This window comes from Paenibacillus piri (assembly GCF_004354045.1).
GTDB lineage: Bacteria > Bacillota > Bacilli > Paenibacillales > NBRC-103111 > Paenibacillus_S > Paenibacillus_S piri.
In genome coordinates this window covers 13,666-31,934 of sequence record NZ_SMRT01000033.1, presented here as the reverse complement: position 1 = coordinate 31,934, position 18,269 = coordinate 13,666, and the positions used below count along the sequence as shown (strand labels likewise).

The 18,269-nt window shown below is 48.1% G+C and carries 16 protein-coding genes, 2 pseudogenes and 1 riboswitch; of the genes and pseudogenes, 3 read left to right on the top strand and 15 right to left on the bottom strand.

Going from position 1 to position 18,269, the window contains the following annotated elements:
* Positions 1-95 precede the first annotated feature (95 nt).
* The 4 genes from E1757_RS34030 to E1757_RS34015 all read right to left on the bottom strand — a co-directional run bounded on the left by E1757_RS34030 (position 96) and on the right by E1757_RS34015 (position 4,980).
* The gene (locus tag E1757_RS34030; RefSeq protein ID WP_133236677.1) at positions 96-1,649 is read right to left on the bottom strand and encodes a response regulator; all 1,554 of its coding nucleotides are present in this window, start codon (positions 1,647-1,649) and stop codon (positions 96-98) included.
* Entirely contained in the window at positions 1,646-3,427 is a 1,782-nt protein-coding gene (locus tag E1757_RS34025) for a sensor histidine kinase (RefSeq protein WP_165972416.1), read from the bottom strand. The genes E1757_RS34030 and E1757_RS34025 overlap by 4 nt, the downstream gene beginning before the upstream one ends.
* Positions 3,428-3,728: 301 nt before the next feature.
* Positions 3,729-4,328, bottom strand: coding sequence for a DJ-1/PfpI family protein (locus tag E1757_RS34020; RefSeq protein WP_133236673.1), 600 nt, complete (start codon positions 4,326-4,328; stop codon positions 3,729-3,731).
* A 58-nt stretch (positions 4,329-4,386) separates the two neighbouring features.
* A riboswitch (ZMP/ZTP riboswitch) is annotated at positions 4,387-4,465 on the bottom strand.
* A 158-nt stretch (positions 4,466-4,623) separates the two neighbouring features.
* Entirely contained in the window at positions 4,624-4,980 is a 357-nt protein-coding gene (locus tag E1757_RS34015; RefSeq protein WP_133236671.1) for a winged helix-turn-helix transcriptional regulator, read from the bottom strand.
* Positions 4,981-5,149: 169 nt separating this feature from the next.
* Between E1757_RS34015 and E1757_RS34010 the strand changes: the two genes are divergently transcribed.
* Both E1757_RS34010 and E1757_RS34005 read left to right on the top strand, forming a co-directional pair.
* Entirely contained in the window at positions 5,150-5,743 is a 594-nt protein-coding gene (locus E1757_RS34010; protein ID WP_133236669.1) for an NAD(P)H oxidoreductase, read from the top strand.
* Between the two features lie 151 nt (positions 5,744-5,894).
* Positions 5,895-5,984 (top strand): annotated as a pseudogene (locus E1757_RS34005) (transposase); the annotation flags it as partial.
* Positions 5,985-6,666: 682 nt separating this feature from the next.
* On the opposite strand, the pseudogene E1757_RS36790 reads toward E1757_RS34005, so the two are convergent.
* The 6 genes and pseudogenes from E1757_RS36790 to E1757_RS33980 all read right to left on the bottom strand — a co-directional run.
* Positions 6,667-6,803 (bottom strand): annotated as a pseudogene (locus tag E1757_RS36790) (alcohol dehydrogenase); the annotation flags it as partial.
* 9 nt (positions 6,804-6,812) lie between these two features.
* The gene (locus E1757_RS37395) at positions 6,813-7,034 is read right to left on the bottom strand and encodes a cyclophilin-like fold protein (RefSeq protein WP_165972417.1); all 222 of its coding nucleotides are present in this window, start codon (positions 7,032-7,034) and stop codon (positions 6,813-6,815) included.
* A gap of 107 nt (positions 7,035-7,141) precedes the next feature.
* The gene (locus E1757_RS33995; protein ID WP_133236667.1) at positions 7,142-7,468 is read right to left on the bottom strand and encodes a hypothetical protein; all 327 of its coding nucleotides are present in this window, start codon (positions 7,466-7,468) and stop codon (positions 7,142-7,144) included.
* A gap of 26 nt (positions 7,469-7,494) precedes the next feature.
* Positions 7,495-8,721: an MFS transporter gene (locus E1757_RS33990; RefSeq protein WP_133236665.1), complete on the bottom strand. Its 1,227-nt coding sequence runs from the start codon at positions 8,719-8,721 to the stop codon at positions 7,495-7,497.
* An 89-nt stretch (positions 8,722-8,810) separates the two neighbouring features.
* Positions 8,811-9,785 (bottom strand): aldo/keto reductase, encoded by a 975-nt coding sequence (locus E1757_RS33985; RefSeq protein ID WP_133236663.1) that lies wholly within the window; start codon positions 9,783-9,785, stop codon positions 8,811-8,813.
* A 50-nt stretch (positions 9,786-9,835) separates the two neighbouring features.
* Positions 9,836-10,222, bottom strand: coding sequence for a DUF2255 family protein (locus tag E1757_RS33980; RefSeq protein WP_133236661.1), 387 nt, complete (start codon positions 10,220-10,222; stop codon positions 9,836-9,838).
* A 162-nt stretch (positions 10,223-10,384) separates the two neighbouring features.
* Here E1757_RS33980 and E1757_RS33975 point away from each other — a divergent pair, with 162 nt between their 5' ends.
* Positions 10,385-10,930, top strand: a complete 546-nt coding sequence (locus tag E1757_RS33975) for a TetR/AcrR family transcriptional regulator (protein WP_133236659.1) — start codon at positions 10,385-10,387, stop codon at positions 10,928-10,930.
* Between the two features lie 150 nt (positions 10,931-11,080).
* On the opposite strand, the gene ppsA is transcribed toward E1757_RS33975, so the two are convergent.
* The 5 genes from ppsA to E1757_RS33950 all read right to left on the bottom strand — a co-directional run bounded on the left by ppsA (position 11,081) and on the right by E1757_RS33950 (position 18,209).
* The gene (gene ppsA, locus E1757_RS33970; protein WP_133236657.1) at positions 11,081-13,690 is read right to left on the bottom strand and encodes a phosphoenolpyruvate synthase; all 2,610 of its coding nucleotides are present in this window, start codon (positions 13,688-13,690) and stop codon (positions 11,081-11,083) included.
* Positions 13,691-13,937: 247 nt separating this feature from the next.
* Positions 13,938-15,380, bottom strand: a complete 1,443-nt coding sequence (locus E1757_RS33965) for a four-carbon acid sugar kinase family protein (RefSeq protein WP_246079709.1) — start codon at positions 15,378-15,380, stop codon at positions 13,938-13,940.
* The gene (locus E1757_RS33960) at positions 15,377-16,645 is read right to left on the bottom strand and encodes a ribulose-bisphosphate carboxylase large subunit family protein (protein ID WP_342774633.1); all 1,269 of its coding nucleotides are present in this window, start codon (positions 16,643-16,645) and stop codon (positions 15,377-15,379) included. Before E1757_RS33960 ends, E1757_RS33965 begins: the two co-directional genes overlap by 4 nt.
* Positions 16,645-17,517, bottom strand: a complete 873-nt coding sequence (locus E1757_RS33955; protein WP_165972415.1) for a phosphogluconate dehydrogenase C-terminal domain-containing protein — start codon at positions 17,515-17,517, stop codon at positions 16,645-16,647. Before E1757_RS33955 ends, E1757_RS33960 begins: the two co-directional genes overlap by 1 nt.
* A gap of 20 nt (positions 17,518-17,537) precedes the next feature.
* A complete protein-coding gene (locus E1757_RS33950) occupies positions 17,538-18,209 on the bottom strand; it encodes an aspartate/glutamate racemase family protein (RefSeq protein WP_133236651.1) in 672 nt (223 codons plus the stop codon).
* Between the last annotated feature and the right edge of the window lie 60 nt (positions 18,210-18,269).

Sequence of the window (18,269 nt, the reverse complement as noted above, 5' to 3'; positions counted from 1 at the left end):
AGCCGAGCAAGGCTACGATTCTACGAATTCAGGACAATAAACTACAAACCAAAAAACCATACGTCGACGAATCACGTATGGTCCGGGTTAAACTATTATTTAGGCGTTGTCGTAAAGCGGATGGGTGTGCTGCCGGTGTGCTTTTTGAACACCTTGGAAAAATATTTCGGATTGTCCATTCCGACAAGCTCGCCGACTTCAAACCATTCCAGCTTGCCGCCGCGCAGAAGTTCTTTGGCTTTCTCCACACGAATTTCCTGCACGTATTGGCTGAACGTTTTGCCGGTTTCTTTAGTGAACACGTTGCTGAAATAATTATCGCTCAGATGAACGTACTGCGCTACATCCTGAACGCGGATCGATTCCTGATAATGCGCCTTAATATATTCGATGGCCCGCTGAATCTCGCTGCGGTGTGTGGCCGCCTTCAGCTCCGAGAGAGTTTCCCTTACAAGCTGATGCAAATAATAACTCCATTCCCTGAGCTCGGAATATGTTCCCTTACCGTGCACATGCTCGTACAACGATTCCTGCCGCATACTGGCCGGCAGCTCGCCTCCCCAATCCTTGAGCAGCAAAATGACCGACGACACCCAGGCATGGGCGGCATCGACTACCGCTCCTTGCGCCACGGACACGTCCAAACGTTCCGGGAACAGCTCATGAAACGCTTTTTCGGCAGCTTCGTCATCATGCCCTTCGAGCTGCAGCAAATATTGCTTTAAAGCGAATAGCTCCATAAAGCGCGGCGCAGAATTGCTTGTCGGCCGTTCGGGAGTATAAACGCAAATTCCGTCTCCCCGGTAAAAAATCAAGCTTAATGCGGATTGCGCTTGTTCGTATGCTTCCGTACGGCTTGCCGTATCGGTAAAAACGGCGCTTATTCCCACATGAAATGCGCCGCCGCAGGAGCGATGCCACGCCGTAACCCCCTCCACGAGCAGCTTGGCAGCCCGAACTTTATCGTGAGCCGATCGGCATAGCACAATCCACCTCGGCTGGTCTTGGGCGATAAACCGGCATTGAAGCTCTACTCCGTGCCCAAGCGTCTGTTCAAAGGCCGCTTTTACCGCATCGGCATGAACGCGCAAGCCAGTCCGCGCTTCGTCCCGAAGCTCCAGAACGACAACCGCAAAGCGGTCCCCTTGGCGTATGAAACGATCAGGCTCCTCCCGCTCTTCGCCTTGAAGCCATTCGATCCATTCACTGTTAGCCGCCTTAGGTTCCGGTTTTGCCGTGTTATGCGGATGGAATGAAGACGGTTGCATCGGCAGCATCGAATCCTTGATCCGCAGGACAGACTGAAGCATCTCGTCAGGCTCTACCATGAACTTGTTCATATAATCGACCGCGCCCAATTTTAACGCTTCCCGAACCGTTTGAAAATCTTCCAGCACGCTCAAAATGACGAAACGTATGTGCGGATAATCGGTACGAACCGCTTTGATCATTTCCAGACCGTCCATATAAGGCATTTTAATATCCGTGAGCACAAGATCAGGCTGAACCTGCCGGATCATTTCCAGCCCGCTGCGGCCGTCGGCCGCCTCGCCGGCAATTTCGATCCCTTCCCGATCCCAATCGACGCTGGAGATAACGCCTCTGCGGACAAGAATCTCATCATCTATGACAACCATTTTCATCTTCATTCCCGATCTCCCTCCACGAACGGAAGCATGATGGTCACACGGGTAAGACCTTCATCTTCGGCTCTTTCTATAGTAATGCCGCAAGGCTCTCCGTACATCAGCTTGATTCGCCTGTTGACGTTGGCCAAGCCGATGCTCGGCCCCGAGCGGTCCCGTTTCATTTGCCGCATAATTTCGTCGATCCGCTCCTCCGTAAGCCCGCGGCCGGTATCCTCCACCGTCAAATAAAGACAAGCCCCATGTCGGCGGGAACGGATGCACATTTGTCCGCCGTTTTCCATAAACAATCCGTGCTGGTAAACGTTTTCTACAAGCGGCTGCAGGGACAGCTTGGGAACAAGCGCCTCCAGGCTTTGCTCGTCGATATCGTATTCAACCTGTACGGTATCGCCAAACCGGTATTTTTGAATGGTCAGGAAATAGCTTACGTTTTCCAGCTCCTCGCGCAGCGATATTTCCTCCTGCCCCCGGTGTATACTCGTATTAAGCAGATGCCCAAGCGCCTTCAGCATCTCGGTAATTTGCTTGTTGCCCGACATGATGGACATCCATTTAATCGTGTTCATCGTATTGTATAGAAAATGAGGTGTTATTTGCGCCTGCAGCGCTTCCAGTTTGGCCTGCTCCTTGCGCTTTTCCAAGACGATCTCGTTCTCGATCCTGCCGCGTAAGTCGGCCAGCATGCTGTTGAAGCTTTTCCCGAGAAAACCGATTTCATCGCGGGTTTCAGCACGGAAAACGACGTCGAGCGAGCCATTTTCCACCATTTTCATCGCTTTTCTCAGCTCCCGCAAAGGTTTGGTCATCATGGAAGTGAGCAGCACGATCAGCCCGGCAAACAAAGTGAGGCAAACGATCATGATAACTACCGCGATATTGCGGTTATTTATGATGGTTTTAAACATTTCGCTGTACGGTACGATTTGTACGACTCGCCAGCCCGTCATCGGGATAAGATAGCTGCTGACAACAGACATTTTTCCGCCGATTCGGGTATTAAACGTATCTCCGTTGCGTTCGATTTCAGGCTTTACCGCTTGATAGACGTCCTGAAACCGCCCAGTAGTATCCCCTAGCACGGTTCCATTCTGATCGATGATGAAACCCGGGCTTAATGTTTCGTCATGTTCGGGATTTAACAATTCCAAATAAGGCTGAACCGGCTGGCTGATTACCAGCACTCCCAGATTATCGATCAAATTATCCGCTTTAATCAGCATGGATACGGTCATCAGCTTCTCCCCGGAAGGGTTCACATAGCTATCATGCTGCAACGTCCATACCATAAAGCCGTTTTTATCCAGCGTTTTTTTAAACCACGGCGCTTTCGCAAGATCGTCCCGGGTCGTAACGAAGCTGTTCCAATTCGTATAGTAATTGCCCCTCGTATCATATAGCGTTAAGTAGATGGGATCCGATATGACGGCTGTCGAAACCTCCAAATATTTTTTGTCCATGAAGTGGGAAAGCTGCAGCTTGTCTTTGTCCGTTTGCGGTGGATGCTGCAGCATGGCTCTTAACTGCCCGTCCAGCACGATCGCCCTCGAGGCGTTGGTCAGCTCCATCAACCGCCTTTCGATGTTTCGGTTAACCTGCTGCAGCCTGTCCGAAGTTACTTTGGCGATTTGGCTGCTCATTTCTTGTTCAAAGCTTTTATACACATAAACCCCGAGTCCAATGACGGGCAGCAAAATACATACTGTAAACGCTGTAATAAGCTTCGTGCGCAAGCTGATGAACCCCAGACTTGTGTTCCATCTTCTGCGTATCCCTTCCATCTGCCAACCCTCCGTTCCGGCGCGAAGCAGCCCTGTTATAGCGAACGTCCCTTCTATCATATCAGCATGTTCTACACAACGGAAACTGGAAAATCAAACGAATTCATGTTTTTCTTCTTATAGGAGCATCATAAAAAGCAGGCCAATACAGTCTTGGCCTGCTTTTTTTCTGTCATTCAACTATCGTACCCCGTTTAGCGGAATAACCTGAACCTTTGGTATGGTTCCCCGCATTCTGAAACAGCTAGTTTTGAAAAAGGCATTCCATTCCTAATAATGTCTGTGCAAAGTTATATATGTGTTATTCGTTGGGCATGAAAACATTAGTCAAACTTCCTGACCGATAGTACGGATAATCCATCATCTTTTGAACCTTATTGGCCACATCCGCATTCGTTAACGACTCAACAAAATATAAACCTAAATCAATTGATGCTGAAACACCTCCCCCCGTAAAAGTATATCCATCCCGTACAACACGGGCTTTAACAACCTCTGTGCAATAAGGAGTCAACAAATCATAAGCAGATGGATTCGTTGTCGCCATTTTCCCTTTTAAGAATCCTGCTGCACCTAAAAGCAATGCACCTGTACAGACAGATACTTTGTACTGTACATCGCTTGCACTTTGGATCCATGAAACAAATTCCTTATCATATCTCAGTTCTCTTGTGGGTATACCACCGGGTATAAATATTAAGTCATATCCGGATAAATCTGGACAAACATGCTTTATTTTTATTGTCATACCCCGATCGTCTGTAATCTCTTCTTTGTTTGCACAGAGATCCCATGTTACTCCTTCTTTGGCTTTTAGAATTTTCAACCAAGATACAGCATCGTAAAAACCAACAAAATCTAACGTTGTCATCTTGTCAAACAGAATGTAAGCAATCTTCATCCAGAAGCACCTGACCTTTCTTTAATTGAAATAAAAAAAGCATCTGATCTAAGATCAAATACTTTGCCCAGGCGTTCGGCTTATGAAATATGTGCTCCCTCGTAGTTACCTACGTTACGCCAGTCACACATACCTGAATATAAATTAATATTATCAGTCAATTCCAAAAACTTCAATATAATTTATAATATTTTACAATCGCGGTGACTTGGCATGAAATATTACCTCATGAGTACAAACGCTAGGTCGGAAGCTGCGTTGTTATGCTCCACTCTTGGGGTGGGCACATTTATCCTCATTCAGAGCAGGAGGACTTCCATTTTAATTGATTCATGTATTTATCGCCCCACTCATCTAGTTGGTCTAATAGTGATTTCAGCGACATTCCAAGTTCACTCATCTCATAGACAACTTTAGGCGGCACTTGATTATATACCGTTCTTATAATGATACCGTCTTCCTCCAACTCCCGAAGCTGCTGAGTTAACATTTTTTGTGTAATATCCGGGATTTTCTTTTTTAATTCACTCGTTCTCATTGGCCCGGGTCCACAGTTTAAATGACATAAAATCAATAATTTCCATTTCCCTCCTATCACCTCCAATGTAGCTTCTGCGGGGATATTGTAAACCCGTTTTTCCTGCCTTTCCATGAAATAACCACCTCAAAATATTGTTATTGATGAGGTACTTTCTGGTACCTATATTACTTTTCAGTTCTTATAGCACAAAAAAGTACGTACTTCCTTTTTATCGCTGTTCAATACATAATCTTATTGTACCTCATTCGAAGTATAAAGTAGAAAATGGAAGGTGACGAATATGAAAATCTTGACCGTTGTATCGCACCCAAGGGTGAATTCCTTAACCTTTTCTGTTGCAGACAGATTTACACAAGGACTCTCTGATGCGGGGCACGAAACCGAAATATTGGATTTGCATCGCAATGGATTTAATCCAGTGTTGTGGGAGGCGGATGAACCCGTTTGGTCATCTGATCGCAAGATCTATTCGCCCGAGGTTGAGGCAGAAATCGAACGAATGAAGAACCACGATGCCCTCGCATATATCTTCCCAGTTTGGTGGTATAGTTTACCAGCCATGCTTAAAGGGTATATCGACCGGGTGTGGAACAATGGTTTTGCTTACGGCTCCAATAAACTGAATCATAGACAAGTTCTTTGGCTTGGTCTCGCAGCAGACTCGAAAGCACACATGGAGAAGAGACAATACGAACAGATGATGAACCAGCAGTTGAACATCGCAATAGCCAGTTACTGTGGGATCTTAAATAGCAGGGTAGAGATATTATATGATACCTTGGATTCAAGGCCAGAAATTCACGAAAGGCTGCTGACACAGGCTTATCAACTCGGACTATACTACGATAACTATACAAAAACCGTAACTTTATAATTGATCAACGGGAAAAACAGCAACAAGAACACAACTAGCTTCACGGTCGTGTTCTTTTGTGCTTAAGTATATTTGTTTGTTGGTAGCTAACACTCCTTTGAATAATGGTTTGAGAATCCCGCTGACCTGCACGGTACTAAAAGGTCTACGGAACCTGGCATACAAATGGGTTGCAGGATTAAATCCGGAAGATCCGCTGCCAGATCCATCCCGGGTATCTCGGTTTCGTAATCATCGTTTAGGGACCGGGCTATAGGATATCCTTCTTCATCCAGAGCATCGAGTTCATTTAAAAAGCTTAAATTGGATCGATAAACTGACGCGAAAATGATTGCATTGACTTTTGCCGACGTTTTACAGCGCTACGAACCGCCAATGTTACTTTTGAACTATCACATTAACGATGTAAAAGTTTCTACGGGAACTCCCGAACCATTTTAATTAAAAAAAGGACAGTCACCGTCTCAGTGAAGACGAACAATCCTATACTGGCGAAAAGATACGGAATAGAAAATAACAACTCGAAACCTTCAACAAAGTCAAATATCATCCAAACTACAGCCAAAAAAACCCAAACTCCAGTCAAAGAAAACAATAATACCGTTATTAATTTGCCGATTGCCGACTCAAAAAAGAACCATTCAAGTTTAGCAAACAATGTATTCCCTCCAGACGTGTGCTGGGAGACCGAGCCTAGCAAAGCGAATGCCTAAGTCGACAGCTGTCAGTGAACTCGTTCAGCTATGCTGAACATCGGGGAATCAAATGGGGATTCTACCCCACCTGATTCAAGGCCCACCTTAGAGGTGGGGGTCTTAACCCGATAAAGTCGTAATCGGATAAACATTCGCATCCCCTCTTCGATCTGGGTTAGCAAGTATAGTTGCCGCTTGAAGAGTTGGAGTCGCGAGCCGTAACCGATGCCCCTCCGCATATGCGAACTTCACTGCCATGTGCCAAGTCCGCCAAATCCGACAACGGCGATCTTCTTTCCTGGCGCAGCTCCCCAGTGACACAGCGAGTATGTTGTGATACCGGCGTACAGAAGGTTTGAGAGGGCAAATTTTTATCAATCACAGAGGGAAAACGTAACCTCTACATTCCCCCTGCCAAGGGCCGACGCGAGACCGGTGACATCCTTAATATAACCAATCCTGACGTACCCGCTATACGAATTGGAGAATGTATGATAGAAAAGTACAAGAGAATTTGAAGACCAACACATAATCTCACCCGCACGAATGGTTTCAGGCAGCTCTGTCGATTCGACGGGTAAGTCTTTTGTTATCATATAACTTTGCAAAGAACACAGTACTGCCAACCAACATTTTCATAATCTTCATCTTTTTCACCTCGGGATTTGTAATGTTCCAGCCGGGCACATCCGTGAAGGGATGGCTATAACTGCCGCTCAGCGTCTCTTTTTCCTTGCCCAGCAGACGAACCGACATAACTGCCGCCTGAGGGCGAGTGACTGATCCCTGGAGAGGAAGATGCTTCAGACTTTTTAACCAACATGAAGTAAAAAATGATGGACAACACGCTTGTAGCAAAAATAACAACTCCAAACGGTATAGCCGAATATTCACCTGAAATGCCTAAATCCCCGAACTGTGGAAGCGATGATAGATACATGTCGACAGTGAATGGCCCCAATGCAGAGAATATTGCCAGCATCATGGCAAACTGGAAAGGATGTTTTTTACCAATCGATTCGTTTTCCATCTCTGAAGAATCCTCCTTGCGGACCCTCAGGTCCAATCGTCGCTAACCAAAGGATAGATTCCGCTGCTTGCTTGGGTGTTCTGGGACGATTCATAAATAACCCTCCTGCTTGTTTTGCGGCTAAATGAAACAGCTGCAAGAATTACGGCAATTGCGACTGATGTAGCTGCGATCCAACCGACCGCCCTGATGGATAAGCCTCCCGCCGCAATACCGCCAATTCCCCCGGCTGCAGCGATGCTGAGCTGTAAGATGGAGCCGAACAGGCTCAGCATGATTCCTGAGGCTTCCGGAGCGAGCGCAACCAGATTAAACTGCAAACCTGGACCGGACGACCAAGCCGAGAAAGCCCACAGCATGAGGAGTGGAATGGTGACGAAAGTTGATTTGGCCATACTGGAGAGCAGCACCAAAGCAATGACATGAACAACCATGCTACTCATCAGTGACCTTGGGATACCGATCCGGTCCGTCATAAATCCGCCGAACTTAGAACCGATTAAGGTAGCGATACCGAATGCAAAGAGAGCAATGCTCACTTCCCGTTCGCTCATGGATGTAACGTTCAGCAGAAACGGGGCAATATATGCATAGAGCATTGCATATCCTAACTGCCAGAAGAACGTGACACCAAATCCATTTAGGATTTCCGGATTCTTCAAAAGAATCAGTTGCTTGCCGAGAGGAACAGGAGCATCGCCTTCTGTAGGCGGAATCGTTCGAGCCACAGCGAGGATCGCAAGCAAACTAAGAATACCGATACCGACGAAGATGACCTTCCAGCCGTATGCTGCAGCCACGACGCGGCCAATGGGAACCCCGGCAATAAGGGACGCACTGAATCCAATGATCACGGTGCCAATCGCCCCAGCTTGCTTGCCTGGCGCCGCGAGTTTCGCCGCGACTGTTTTTGCGCCGATTACAAAAACGCCGCCCCCTATGGCAAGTACAATCCGAGATATGATGAGAAAGCCGAAGCCCGGTAAGGTAACTGTCAATACGCTGCCGAGCACTACTATTGCCAGGGAAAGCATTAACAAGTGACGCCGATCCATTTTCGTCGTCGCCATCACGAGAATTGGCGAACCGATCGCGTTCGCAATCGCGAATACGGTGATCAGTTGTCCTGCAGCTGATACCGAAGTATTTGCCCAGGCTGCGATTTGGTCCAGAATACCGGCAATAACAAACTCTGATGTACTGACAAAGAAGCAAATGAACGCTAGCATATAAATTTTCCAAGTATTATTCATTTATTCTCCCCTTTGATATGAGGACAACGTATAAAAGTGCGTTTTTTTATCAGAACGATAGGTGATGCGCGTTGCTTCTGCAAGTACCATTAAAAATGTCCAACGACTCGGTGCGGTACATACGGTTCTTCCAAAAACGCAATTTCTTCAGGTGTTAATTTAATGGAAAGAGCAGCTTCCGCATCCTCGAGATGGGAAATTTTCGTAGCACCGACAATGGGGGCGGTTACCGGATCTTTGCGCAGCAACCACGCAAGTGCGATGTGAACGCGGCGGACGCCATGTTGATCCGCGAGATTGGCAACCCGGTCGACCACCAATTGATCCAAATCTGCTGCGGCATCATATTTTTGTTTGGCAATTTGATCGGTTTCGGCACGATGTGTTGTTGCCTCCCGCGCCAATCTCCCTCCTGCAAGCGGGCTATAAGGAATCACCCCGATTTTTTCTTCCTTACAAAGCGGCAGCATCTCTCGCTCTTCTTCGCGGTAAATGAGGTTTAAATGATTCTGCATAGATACAAATCGTGTCCACCCATTGTTCTCAGCTACATGTAACGCCTTCTGGAACTGCCATGCCCACATGGCAGAAGCTCCGATGTACCGTGCCTTACCAGCCTTGACTACATCGTGAAGTGCCTCCATCGTCTCTTCGATGGGCGTGTTGTAATCCCAACGATGGATTTGATACAAATCAACGTAGTCGGTTCTCAACCTCTTTAGACTTTTATCGATTTCGCTCATGATCGCTTTGCGGGAAAGCCCGGCGCCGTTGGGTCCTTGATGCATTCGTCCACTTATCTTGGTCGCGATGACAATTTCATCACGGTTCGCATAATCCTTCAACGCATCTCCAACAATTTCCTCACTTGTCCCGTCTGCATACACATTTGCCGTATCAAAAAAATTGATGCCAAGCTCCAAAGCTTTTTTGATGACTGGACGTGCTCGCTCCTCATCAAGCACCCATCGATGATGCCCTTTCTCTGCGTCACCGAAGCCCATACAACCAAGACAAATTCGAGATACATCCAAGCCGGTATTTCCAAGATTCGTATAATCCATTTCATTGCTCCTCCTTTTCTTTCCTTAAAATAATAGTCAAATGAGCAACTTTATTGATGTACATCAGGCGTTGGCGCAACCTTGACTGTCGCAGAACGGGCTCGCGTGCTGATCATCGAGTTCAGATAGGGGCTGCCATCGTATTTCGCACGGTACGCATTGTCGATGAGGTCGCCCATCTGCCCATCGATCGGTTCAAAAGTGACTTCCTTCGTCATGCCAGCGACAGTGATTCGCCCCGCCTTCTGCCGTACTGCTGCCTGGTACCAACTGGAGCTCTGCCCGTAGTAGGCGCGTACATAGAGTGAGTCGCCAACCACAACGGACCAAATCCAGGTCGGGGTGCCGTAGGTTACTCCGTCTTCACGGAATGGCGAGATATGAAGGTCATCAGCTACATAAAACTTGTCTAGTTCTTCTTTCGACCATGTGTCCATGAATTGCATCCTCCAAACGAAATGAACATTGATTGTTTAATCAACCCTCGTTTATAATTTTAAACGGAAACAAAATGCTTGCAATAATCAATTCCTCGCGATGTGTGGATTACTCAACAAACCATCAATAATTGCCGATTATCTAAGAAGGGGGACTTTAGAATGACTAAAGTAGATAGAAGGGTGCTCAAATCTCAAGAAGCAATTAAGAAAGCAATTCTTGAACTGATGGCTGAAAAAAACTTCGATGACGTTACAATCCGGGATATTTCCGATAGGGCAAATGTTAATCGAGGAACAATCTATCTCCACTACATGGATAAATATGACTTGCTTGATAAGATTATCGAAGAACACATAAGCAATCTCCGTGAACTTTGCCATTCTGCATCTGAAATGACTTTTAAAGAAGGAAATTATGTCTGGTTCGAATACTTTGCGGACAATCATTTGTTCTTTTCAACCATGCTAAACACAAAAAGCGCAGCTTATTTTCGTAGTCGATTCCTTGATTTAGTCATCCAAGAGTATAAGGTTGAAGTAGATGTAACCGAAGGAAAAAATCAAGGCTTAAGTGAAGATGTTATTCTTCAATTTTTTGGGGCGGCGGTCGTGGGGGCAGTGGAATGGTGGTTCAGGAACGGAATGCCTATACCGCCTCGTGTCATTGCACAACAAACAGGGATATTGTTAGATAGGAATTTTTAATCCCCATTCCTAACTATTCCATCTCAAGCAATTAGAGACATGCAAGTGATCCAACACAAAGGGATCATAATTAGCATCACGACAACTGTCGGCATAAGAAAAGCCGCAGTTACGCGGCTTCATAAGCGAATATGTTCAAGGCATCCAGCATTACAATATTTCGATATACCCTTCTGTTCCATTCACGCGAATTCGTTGCCCGTCTTTGATCAGTCTTGTAGCATTTTCCACTCCGACAACTGCCGGCAAGCCATATTCACGAGCGATAACGGCTCCATGGGTCATCAGTCCGCCAACTTCGGTGATCAGGCCTTTAATGGATACAAACAATGATGTCCAGCCAGGGTCAGTAAAGGCGGTGACTAAAATATCTCCATCTTCCAGATCAGCATCTTCCATCTTTAAGATGACACGTGCTCGTCCTTCTATAATTCCGGAAGAAACAGGCAAACCTACAATAGCTTCGGCTGGCAGATTTTCTCGTTTGTACTCACCCACTATGATTTCACCATCAGACGTGATTACACGTGGGGGAGTTAGTTTTTCAAAAAATTTGTAATCGTCTTTTCGTTTACTGATGATCTGATAATCCAGTTTATTTGTGCGTACAACTTCGTGCAATTCTTCAAAAGTGAGATAGTATATATCTTCTTTTTCATGAATAACGCTAGCTTGTACGAGTTGTTCGGCTTCTTTCAGTAAAGCCTGCTTATAAACGAAGTAGCGATTAATCATGCCGTATTTTGGATATTCACGATAACCGATGAAATTCCGGATTAAGCTGATCACTCGTTTTGTCTCTTCAGCTTTTTGTTCACCATCCGTTAATTGCTTCAATCGATCTAATAACTCTTGTTCTTTTTCTAAAGCCTCCTGTCGCCCTTGCTCAAATTTCCGATTGCCGGCATTAGGCTCAAAGTTTTTGATATTACTGAGAATCATAGGGACAAGTGTAATTGGTTTTTCACTCCAACGAGTTCTCGAAATATCGATTTCGCCGGCACATCGCATTCCGTATTTGTTGAGATAAGCATAGATAGCGTCTTGAGTTTCCTGTCCACCATTAAACTTAATCAGTTCATCCAAAAAATTATCATCTTTTACATGTTGTAAATAATCAATTACTTCCGGATAAGGACGAATTACATCTGCGACATCCAATAGCGCCAGACCCATTTCCGAAGTAATGTTGTTTGGTACAGATTGAGAAAGCGTATCTGCCGCGTTTTTTTCACCTAACCACTCGTACATTTTTTCATTGATCCATGACGAAGCATTCATAGCAGTCATAAAAACCTTTGAACTTTGTGAGTCAAATAAGATCTTCTTTAATTGCTGGATATCTTCCAGAATAAAATCAAATAAATCTGCTCCTGATTTCGTTTGGATGTTTTGTTTTAATTCTTCTATCGATGTTTGACTATTCTTAATCAAATCAGAAACGATTGCCGGATCGTTTTCGATTTGTGCTTGAAATCCCGCAGACGACATACCTTTATTGCTTTTATCGGGACTCAGTTCTGTTTGATCATTTGGTAACAATTTTATAAAATCTCGCTCTATTATGGTCATGATTGCGCCTTTTATGAGTGGATCGGATCCCACGGTATTTAATAAAGTTTCCCGGCCGACAGGTGTAGCCAGCCTAGGTGCAACATCAACAAACAACCTCCCACCGGCTTTACGCATAGGTGCAGGAGTAATTAACAGGTAAAAAGACAATCCCAATGGTTTTATGGGATCTGTCATCATTTGTTGATGACCAACAGATAGATAGACGTGATTTTCTTGATCATTCGCTTCAGGGATCGGGTATAAAGTAGTGATCGCCCGGCTCTGGACAATATAAAAAGTATCATCAAGCAAACACCATTCGATATCTTGCGGGGAACCAAAATAAGCTTCGATCTGTCTTCCGATGTGTGCCAGTTGTAAAATTTGTTGTTCAGTAAGGGTTTGAGTCTTTTGCTGATCGGGATCGATCTGCCGGGTCTCTGTTCCGCCTTCCTTCCGTCCATAGATAGCCAATTTTTTGGTTGCTATCCTCTTATCGACGATTTCCTCTTCCTGTACTTTATAACAATCGGCAGATACCAGGCCAGAGACCAGTGCTTCTCCAAGTCCAAAACTGGCATCGATGGATAACAGCTTTCGGTTGGAAGTAATCGGATCAGCGGTAAATAAAATCCCCGAAGCCTGTGGGAAAACCATCCTTTGAACGATAACGGATAAATAAACCTGACTATGATCGAATCCATTCTGCATACGGTAGATTACCGCGCGCTCCGTGAACAGGGAAGCCCAACATTTGCTGATATGCTGCAGGATGGCATCGACGCCGATGATATTTAAATAGGTGTCTTGTTGACCGGCAAAAGAGGCATGCGGCAAATCTTCAGCAGTCGCACTAGAACGTACTGCATATGCATGTTCATCGCCAAACTGGGAAAGATAGTGGGTAACTGCTTTCACAACATCGGAAGGAATTTCTACATCCATAATGATTTGTCGAATCTTCCTGCTGATTTCACCAATTTGATCTCGATCTTCTACTTTTAGCATGGTTAGTCGATCCAACAAAGCATGATACGATTCGTTTTGTTCGATAGCTTTTTGATATCCCACTGTTGTAACACAAAATCCTTCTGGTACTTGTATTCCTTCAATTTTTGATAATTCCCCTAAATTTAACCCTTTTCCGCCAACGAGCAAAAGCTGTGTTTTATCCATTTCCTGAAAACCGAGAACCAAAGAACTCATTCAACATCTCTCCTAACTATTAAATTGAGAAAAAACATTTGACAAGAGTTTACCGGCATGATACAATTAAAATGTAAGATAGGATAACTTTGATCATTAATTATGAACAGTCATGATTTGATTATATCATCGTGTCTGTTTATGTGCAATAAAAAAGAACCTGGTAAAACTATCCAGGTTCTTTTTTGATTTCATGCTATCACAAAAGAGCGATTTCTCTTTTTTATTTATCCCGATGTTTTTCGGTTTATTGGCGCCCCTCCAGCACCTGCAAGAAATATTCGGGCGGACCCACCTGCCCGCCCTTCAAAGACAGCTCCAAGCCGTCCAAGCCGGCTTCTTCGGCATAAGCGCGGCACAACGGGCCGCCGGGAACAAGCGGCTCCAACAGCTCCAGCGCGTAAATGCCAAGCTCCTTCACCAAGTAGCCAGACGTATCGCCGCCGGCTGCCAGCAATCGGCGGAGGCCGCATTCCAGCACAAGGCGCCGGGCGACTTGTCCGAGCTGCCGGCCCAGCAGCGCTCCCGACTCCGAAGGGTCTCTGCCCAAGGAGATCAGGCGCTCCCGCAATGGGCCGATCGTATCGTCGTCGGGTCCTGTCGAGGTGTAGACGACGACGCTTTTTCCTTCCCGCAGCGCTTCCGACACTTGCTGCGCCAAAGCTTCTTGCGCCTGCCCGGCGTACGCTTCATCCACCAGCTCCATAACCGGAGCGCGGATGCCGGTGAAGCCATGCTGCAGCGCATAGCGGATCTGCCCCGCAGTTACCGGGGAGCAGCTGCCCGAAATAACGAGGAGCCGCTCAGCTTTGCCCGGTCCGCCACCCGAGGGAACCGAAACCGAAGCCGAAACTCTCCCACTTACTCCCCGATTCGCCGCACCTTCGCCAATCAGTCCGATACTTCGCCAATGCGACGTTAAAGCATACTCAACACCGGATGAACCGACGGCAAAAACCGGTCCGCGGTGCGTTTCGTTCCACATAAGCCGACCGGCTTGTTCAAGCATCGGCTCATCCAATACATCGAAAAGGACTGCACCGCTCCCATCACTGACCTTTTCCTCCAGCAGCCGGTCCACATCCCCTGGATCCAACTTCAAATCAAGAACCGATAGCAAGCCGATGCTGATGTCGGTTTGCTTCGCCAGATGCAGCATCAGATCTGATTCATCCATCGGGGTAACCGGGTGGCGCGACATGACAGGATGCCGGTCGAGCCGGTAAACACCGCCGATGGAGGCGGCAAAGTGGTGGCCAAATACGGTATACCGTCCTAGCTCGGGTACACCGGCCAGAATCGGGATATAACGCCCGCTGCCGAATACTCCCCTCCCTATCTCCATCGCTTTGCCGATGCTGCCAATATCCGGCGACGAGTCAAACGTAGAACATACTTTATAATGAACAAGCCGGGGATTCAATACACTTAACGCGTCAAATACCGGCTGCAGCTCACGCTCCATAGCAGCCGGACCGAGAGAACGGCTTATCCCGGCAACGCCGATACATTGCACATCGGGGAACTTTTCCGCCAGCAATCCGGGCGAAGGCGGTTCCAGAAACAGCAACGTCCGGGCTCCGTTTTTGGCCAACGCCTCCATCGCATCCGTAGACCCGGTAAAGTCGTCGCCGTAGTAAGCAAGCAGCAGCTCCGTTCCCGTTTGATCTACACTTACCACTACACTCACCCTTTCCCGTGGCTTCCCCCGAACTTCTCAATAGCCTGAAGCAGCTCGGGTCGCTCCGCGGCATAAACATTAAGCGAAATTCCGCCCATAGCCGCTTCCCATGCTTGCTTCATGCTAGCTACACCGGCTGCCGCGCCGCCCGGATGGGCAAGAATGCCTCCCCCGGCCAAATGAATGACATCATAAGTTTGCAATTCCTTATAGGAAGGTTCAACCGTCATCACAGACTGGCCCGACGAAAGCACAGGCATGGTGGCGTAACCGCCAAACATCGGCTGCAAGCAGCCTTGTACGGAACGGATTACGGATTCGTTGCTTTCGTAAAACTTGCTGTCTAACCCGTTGACATGCAAATGATCGGCGCCGGCCAAACGGCACAGCTTCTGGTAAGCGGCAAAATCGATGCCTAACAGCGGGCAGCGTGTCATGTAACCGAACTGGTTGCGGTGACCGTGAATCGGCACTTCGCTAAAGGTGTTCACATAAGCAAGCCCGGTGAAACCGATGCTGTTGATGCTAACCATAACACAGTTACCCCCATGCCGGATCACATGCTCATGGTTCCGTTTCATTTCTTCGATATCGCCGGTTATATTGAAGGCATACATCGCCTTTTTCCCGGTTTGCTCAGCCGCCCGCTCCAATTCCTCCATAACAGCCGCCACCTTCTGATCCAGCGGGGCAAAAGGCGGGTTCGCATTAAGCTCATCATCCTTTATAAAATCAATCCCGGCAAGCGCCAACCGGCGAACCATTCCACGCAGCTCTTCAATCGAAAGCCCGATGCTCGGTTTAATAATCGTGCCGATTAGCGGTCTTCCTTCAACGCCGGCAAACCGCCGCGTTCCGTTAATTCCGAACTTCGGTCCGGGATAGGCGTCTCCGAAGGAAGCCGGCAGCTCAAGGTCCGTCAGCCGCAAGCCGGAAAACTGCTGAAGCTCGTACAGATTACCCGCTACGGCGGAAAGCAGATTGGGCAACGACGGACCAAAATTATGAAGCGGGAACGCCAGCACCACTTCGCCTCTGTTGTAACGTCCGTTCCACTGCTTCGGGGGCATAGAACCCGGCAATGACGGCTGAGCGACCGTTTCCAGCCGCTTAATGCTGACGATCCTTGCCGCGTGGCGGCTTCGCAGCTCATCCGTTTCCCCGGGGACGGCAGTAAAGGTGCCGGTCGATTGCTCCCCGGCCATCACCTCCGCAGCCGTCTCCAACTCCCACGGCGTTTCAATCAGATAAGTTGCCAACACCTCTTCCCGCACTAGGGCCGCACCTCCTTGTCCTTCGCCTTGTGCAGCGCCCATTCATCCAGGTTTAACATCATTTGAATTTGTTCGCGCACCGATTCCGGTTCAAAAAGCGACCGCCAATTGTCCCGGATTAAATGCTGTTTGCCGTATTCAACAGCGATTTGGCATGCATCGGAAAGCGGATTTTTGGCTTCGCCAAAGGCAACCGCCAGCAAAATATTCATATGGCCGAGCATAAAATCCCTCGCCGCCGCTTCCGGCACTCCTCTGCGCACCGCCTCATCCATCGCTTCCCGGGCGAGCACAGCAACCGTCGCGCCGATTGTTTCGGCCATCGTCGGCTCCATCATCGCCATCTGCTCCAAAGTGATCCGGTGGATTCGGGCAACAGGCGCGTAAATAGCTTCCACTAGTTGCTTGCCCGTTCTGTAATGCGCCTCATCCCCCTGTATCAAGGCACAAACAACGGATTGTTTGGCGGCAACACCGCCAAAAAAGTCGCGCCTCGCCTCCGGCGATGTCTCATCGCTGAACAGCGGCGGATGGCACGGATGCGCCGCCATATAGGCGACGTCGCCGCGCTCCGGCAGCTGACCCAAAAAGGCCGCCGCAGGGTCGAGCACCAGCAGCAGCGTATCGGGCTGCAGCCGCGGAACAATATCGCCGGCTACCCGGCCGATGACGGTATCCGGCACAGCCAAAATGACAGCCCCCGCTCCGTCTAATGCGCTGTCCAAGCTTACCGGGGCCAACCCGATTTCGGCGAGCCGGACCGTCCCCTGCTCCGATACCTCCACGCAAGCTAACTCATATGCGGTTTTCAGCAAATTAGCGGCAAGCCGGCAGCCCATTTTACCGCCCGCTCCAATTAAAGCAACTTTCATCAGGTTTCTTCCTTTCTCCCTCAGGCGGAATAAGTATTCTGCTCCAGCATTGCTTTCACGGCCATTAACCCGAGGCGCGGGCTCGACAGCACCGGCTTGCCGGTCAGTTCACCGAGCCGCTGCTCCATCCGCGCCATGGAGCCTTGCGCCAGCACCAGCCCATCGCATGATGCGGCAAGCAGCTGCGCCGTCTCCGTTATCAAACGGTCGTGCTCCTCCGGCCGGCCGTTAATCAGGGCGTGAAACGCTCCGTCGGCGAGCCCGTCCGCGACGGCAACCTCACGCCCCAGCTTTGCGGCTTGCGCCTTGAGCAGCCGCACGGTTGGCTGCAGCGTCGATGGCAGCGTCGCAATCACGCCGATGCGCCCGAAGCTCCGCACCGCTTCATTGGCCATCGCTTCGTCGATTTTAACAATCGGCACATCGATTAACGGCAAAGCCAGATCAACAATCTCTCCTACCGACGAGCAGGTGTTAAGAATAACATCCGCCCCCATATCCGCGGCTTGCCTGTAATAGCCGATCAACCGCCGGACTATCGCTTTGGATACTTCGCCCTCGCGGTTTACATCATGAATGAGGCCGTCATCGATAATATTGACAAGCCGGCAGTCCGGCAGAACCTGCTGAAACAATTGCTTCAGCGGATCCGCCAAACCCTGCCCCGTATAAATGGCAACAACTGTTTTCACGTATGGATACCTCCTTTATTTAATGACATTAGCTCTGTACCTAGCTAGAATGAATATGAT

Excerpts from the sequence above, each read along its gene's own strand:
- E1757_RS34030 (WP_133236677.1), bottom strand. The coding sequence starts at position 1,649 with ATGAAGATGAAAATGGTTGTCATAGATGATGAGATTCTTGTCCGCAGA.
- E1757_RS34025 (WP_165972416.1), bottom strand. The coding sequence starts at position 3,427 with ATGGAAGGGATACGCAGAAGATGGAACACAAGTCTGGGGTTCATCAGC.
- E1757_RS34020 (WP_133236673.1), bottom strand. The coding sequence starts at position 4,328 with ATGAAGATTGCTTACATTCTGTTTGACAAGATGACAACGTTAGATTTT.
- E1757_RS34015 (WP_133236671.1), bottom strand. The coding sequence starts at position 4,980 with ATGGAAAGGCAGGAAAAACGGGTTTACAATATCCCCGCAGAAGCTACA.
- E1757_RS34010 (WP_133236669.1), top strand. The coding sequence starts at position 5,150 with ATGAAAATCTTGACCGTTGTATCGCACCCAAGGGTGAATTCCTTAACC.
- E1757_RS37395 (WP_165972417.1), bottom strand. The coding sequence starts at position 7,034 with ATGATAACAAAAGACTTACCCGTCGAATCGACAGAGCTGCCTGAAACC.
- E1757_RS33995 (WP_133236667.1), bottom strand. The coding sequence starts at position 7,468 with ATGGAAAACGAATCGATTGGTAAAAAACATCCTTTCCAGTTTGCCATG.
- E1757_RS33990 (WP_133236665.1), bottom strand. The coding sequence starts at position 8,721 with ATGAATAATACTTGGAAAATTTATATGCTAGCGTTCATTTGCTTCTTT.
- E1757_RS33985 (WP_133236663.1), bottom strand. The coding sequence starts at position 9,785 with ATGGATTATACGAATCTTGGAAATACCGGCTTGGATGTATCTCGAATT.
- E1757_RS33980 (WP_133236661.1), bottom strand. The coding sequence starts at position 10,222 with ATGGACACATGGTCGAAAGAAGAACTAGACAAGTTTTATGTAGCTGAT.
- E1757_RS33975 (WP_133236659.1), top strand. The coding sequence starts at position 10,385 with ATGACTAAAGTAGATAGAAGGGTGCTCAAATCTCAAGAAGCAATTAAG.
- ppsA (WP_133236657.1), bottom strand. The coding sequence starts at position 13,690 with ATGAGTTCTTTGGTTCTCGGTTTTCAGGAAATGGATAAAACACAGCTT.
- E1757_RS33955 (WP_165972415.1), bottom strand. The coding sequence starts at position 17,517 with ATGAAAGTTGCTTTAATTGGAGCGGGCGGTAAAATGGGCTGCCGGCTT.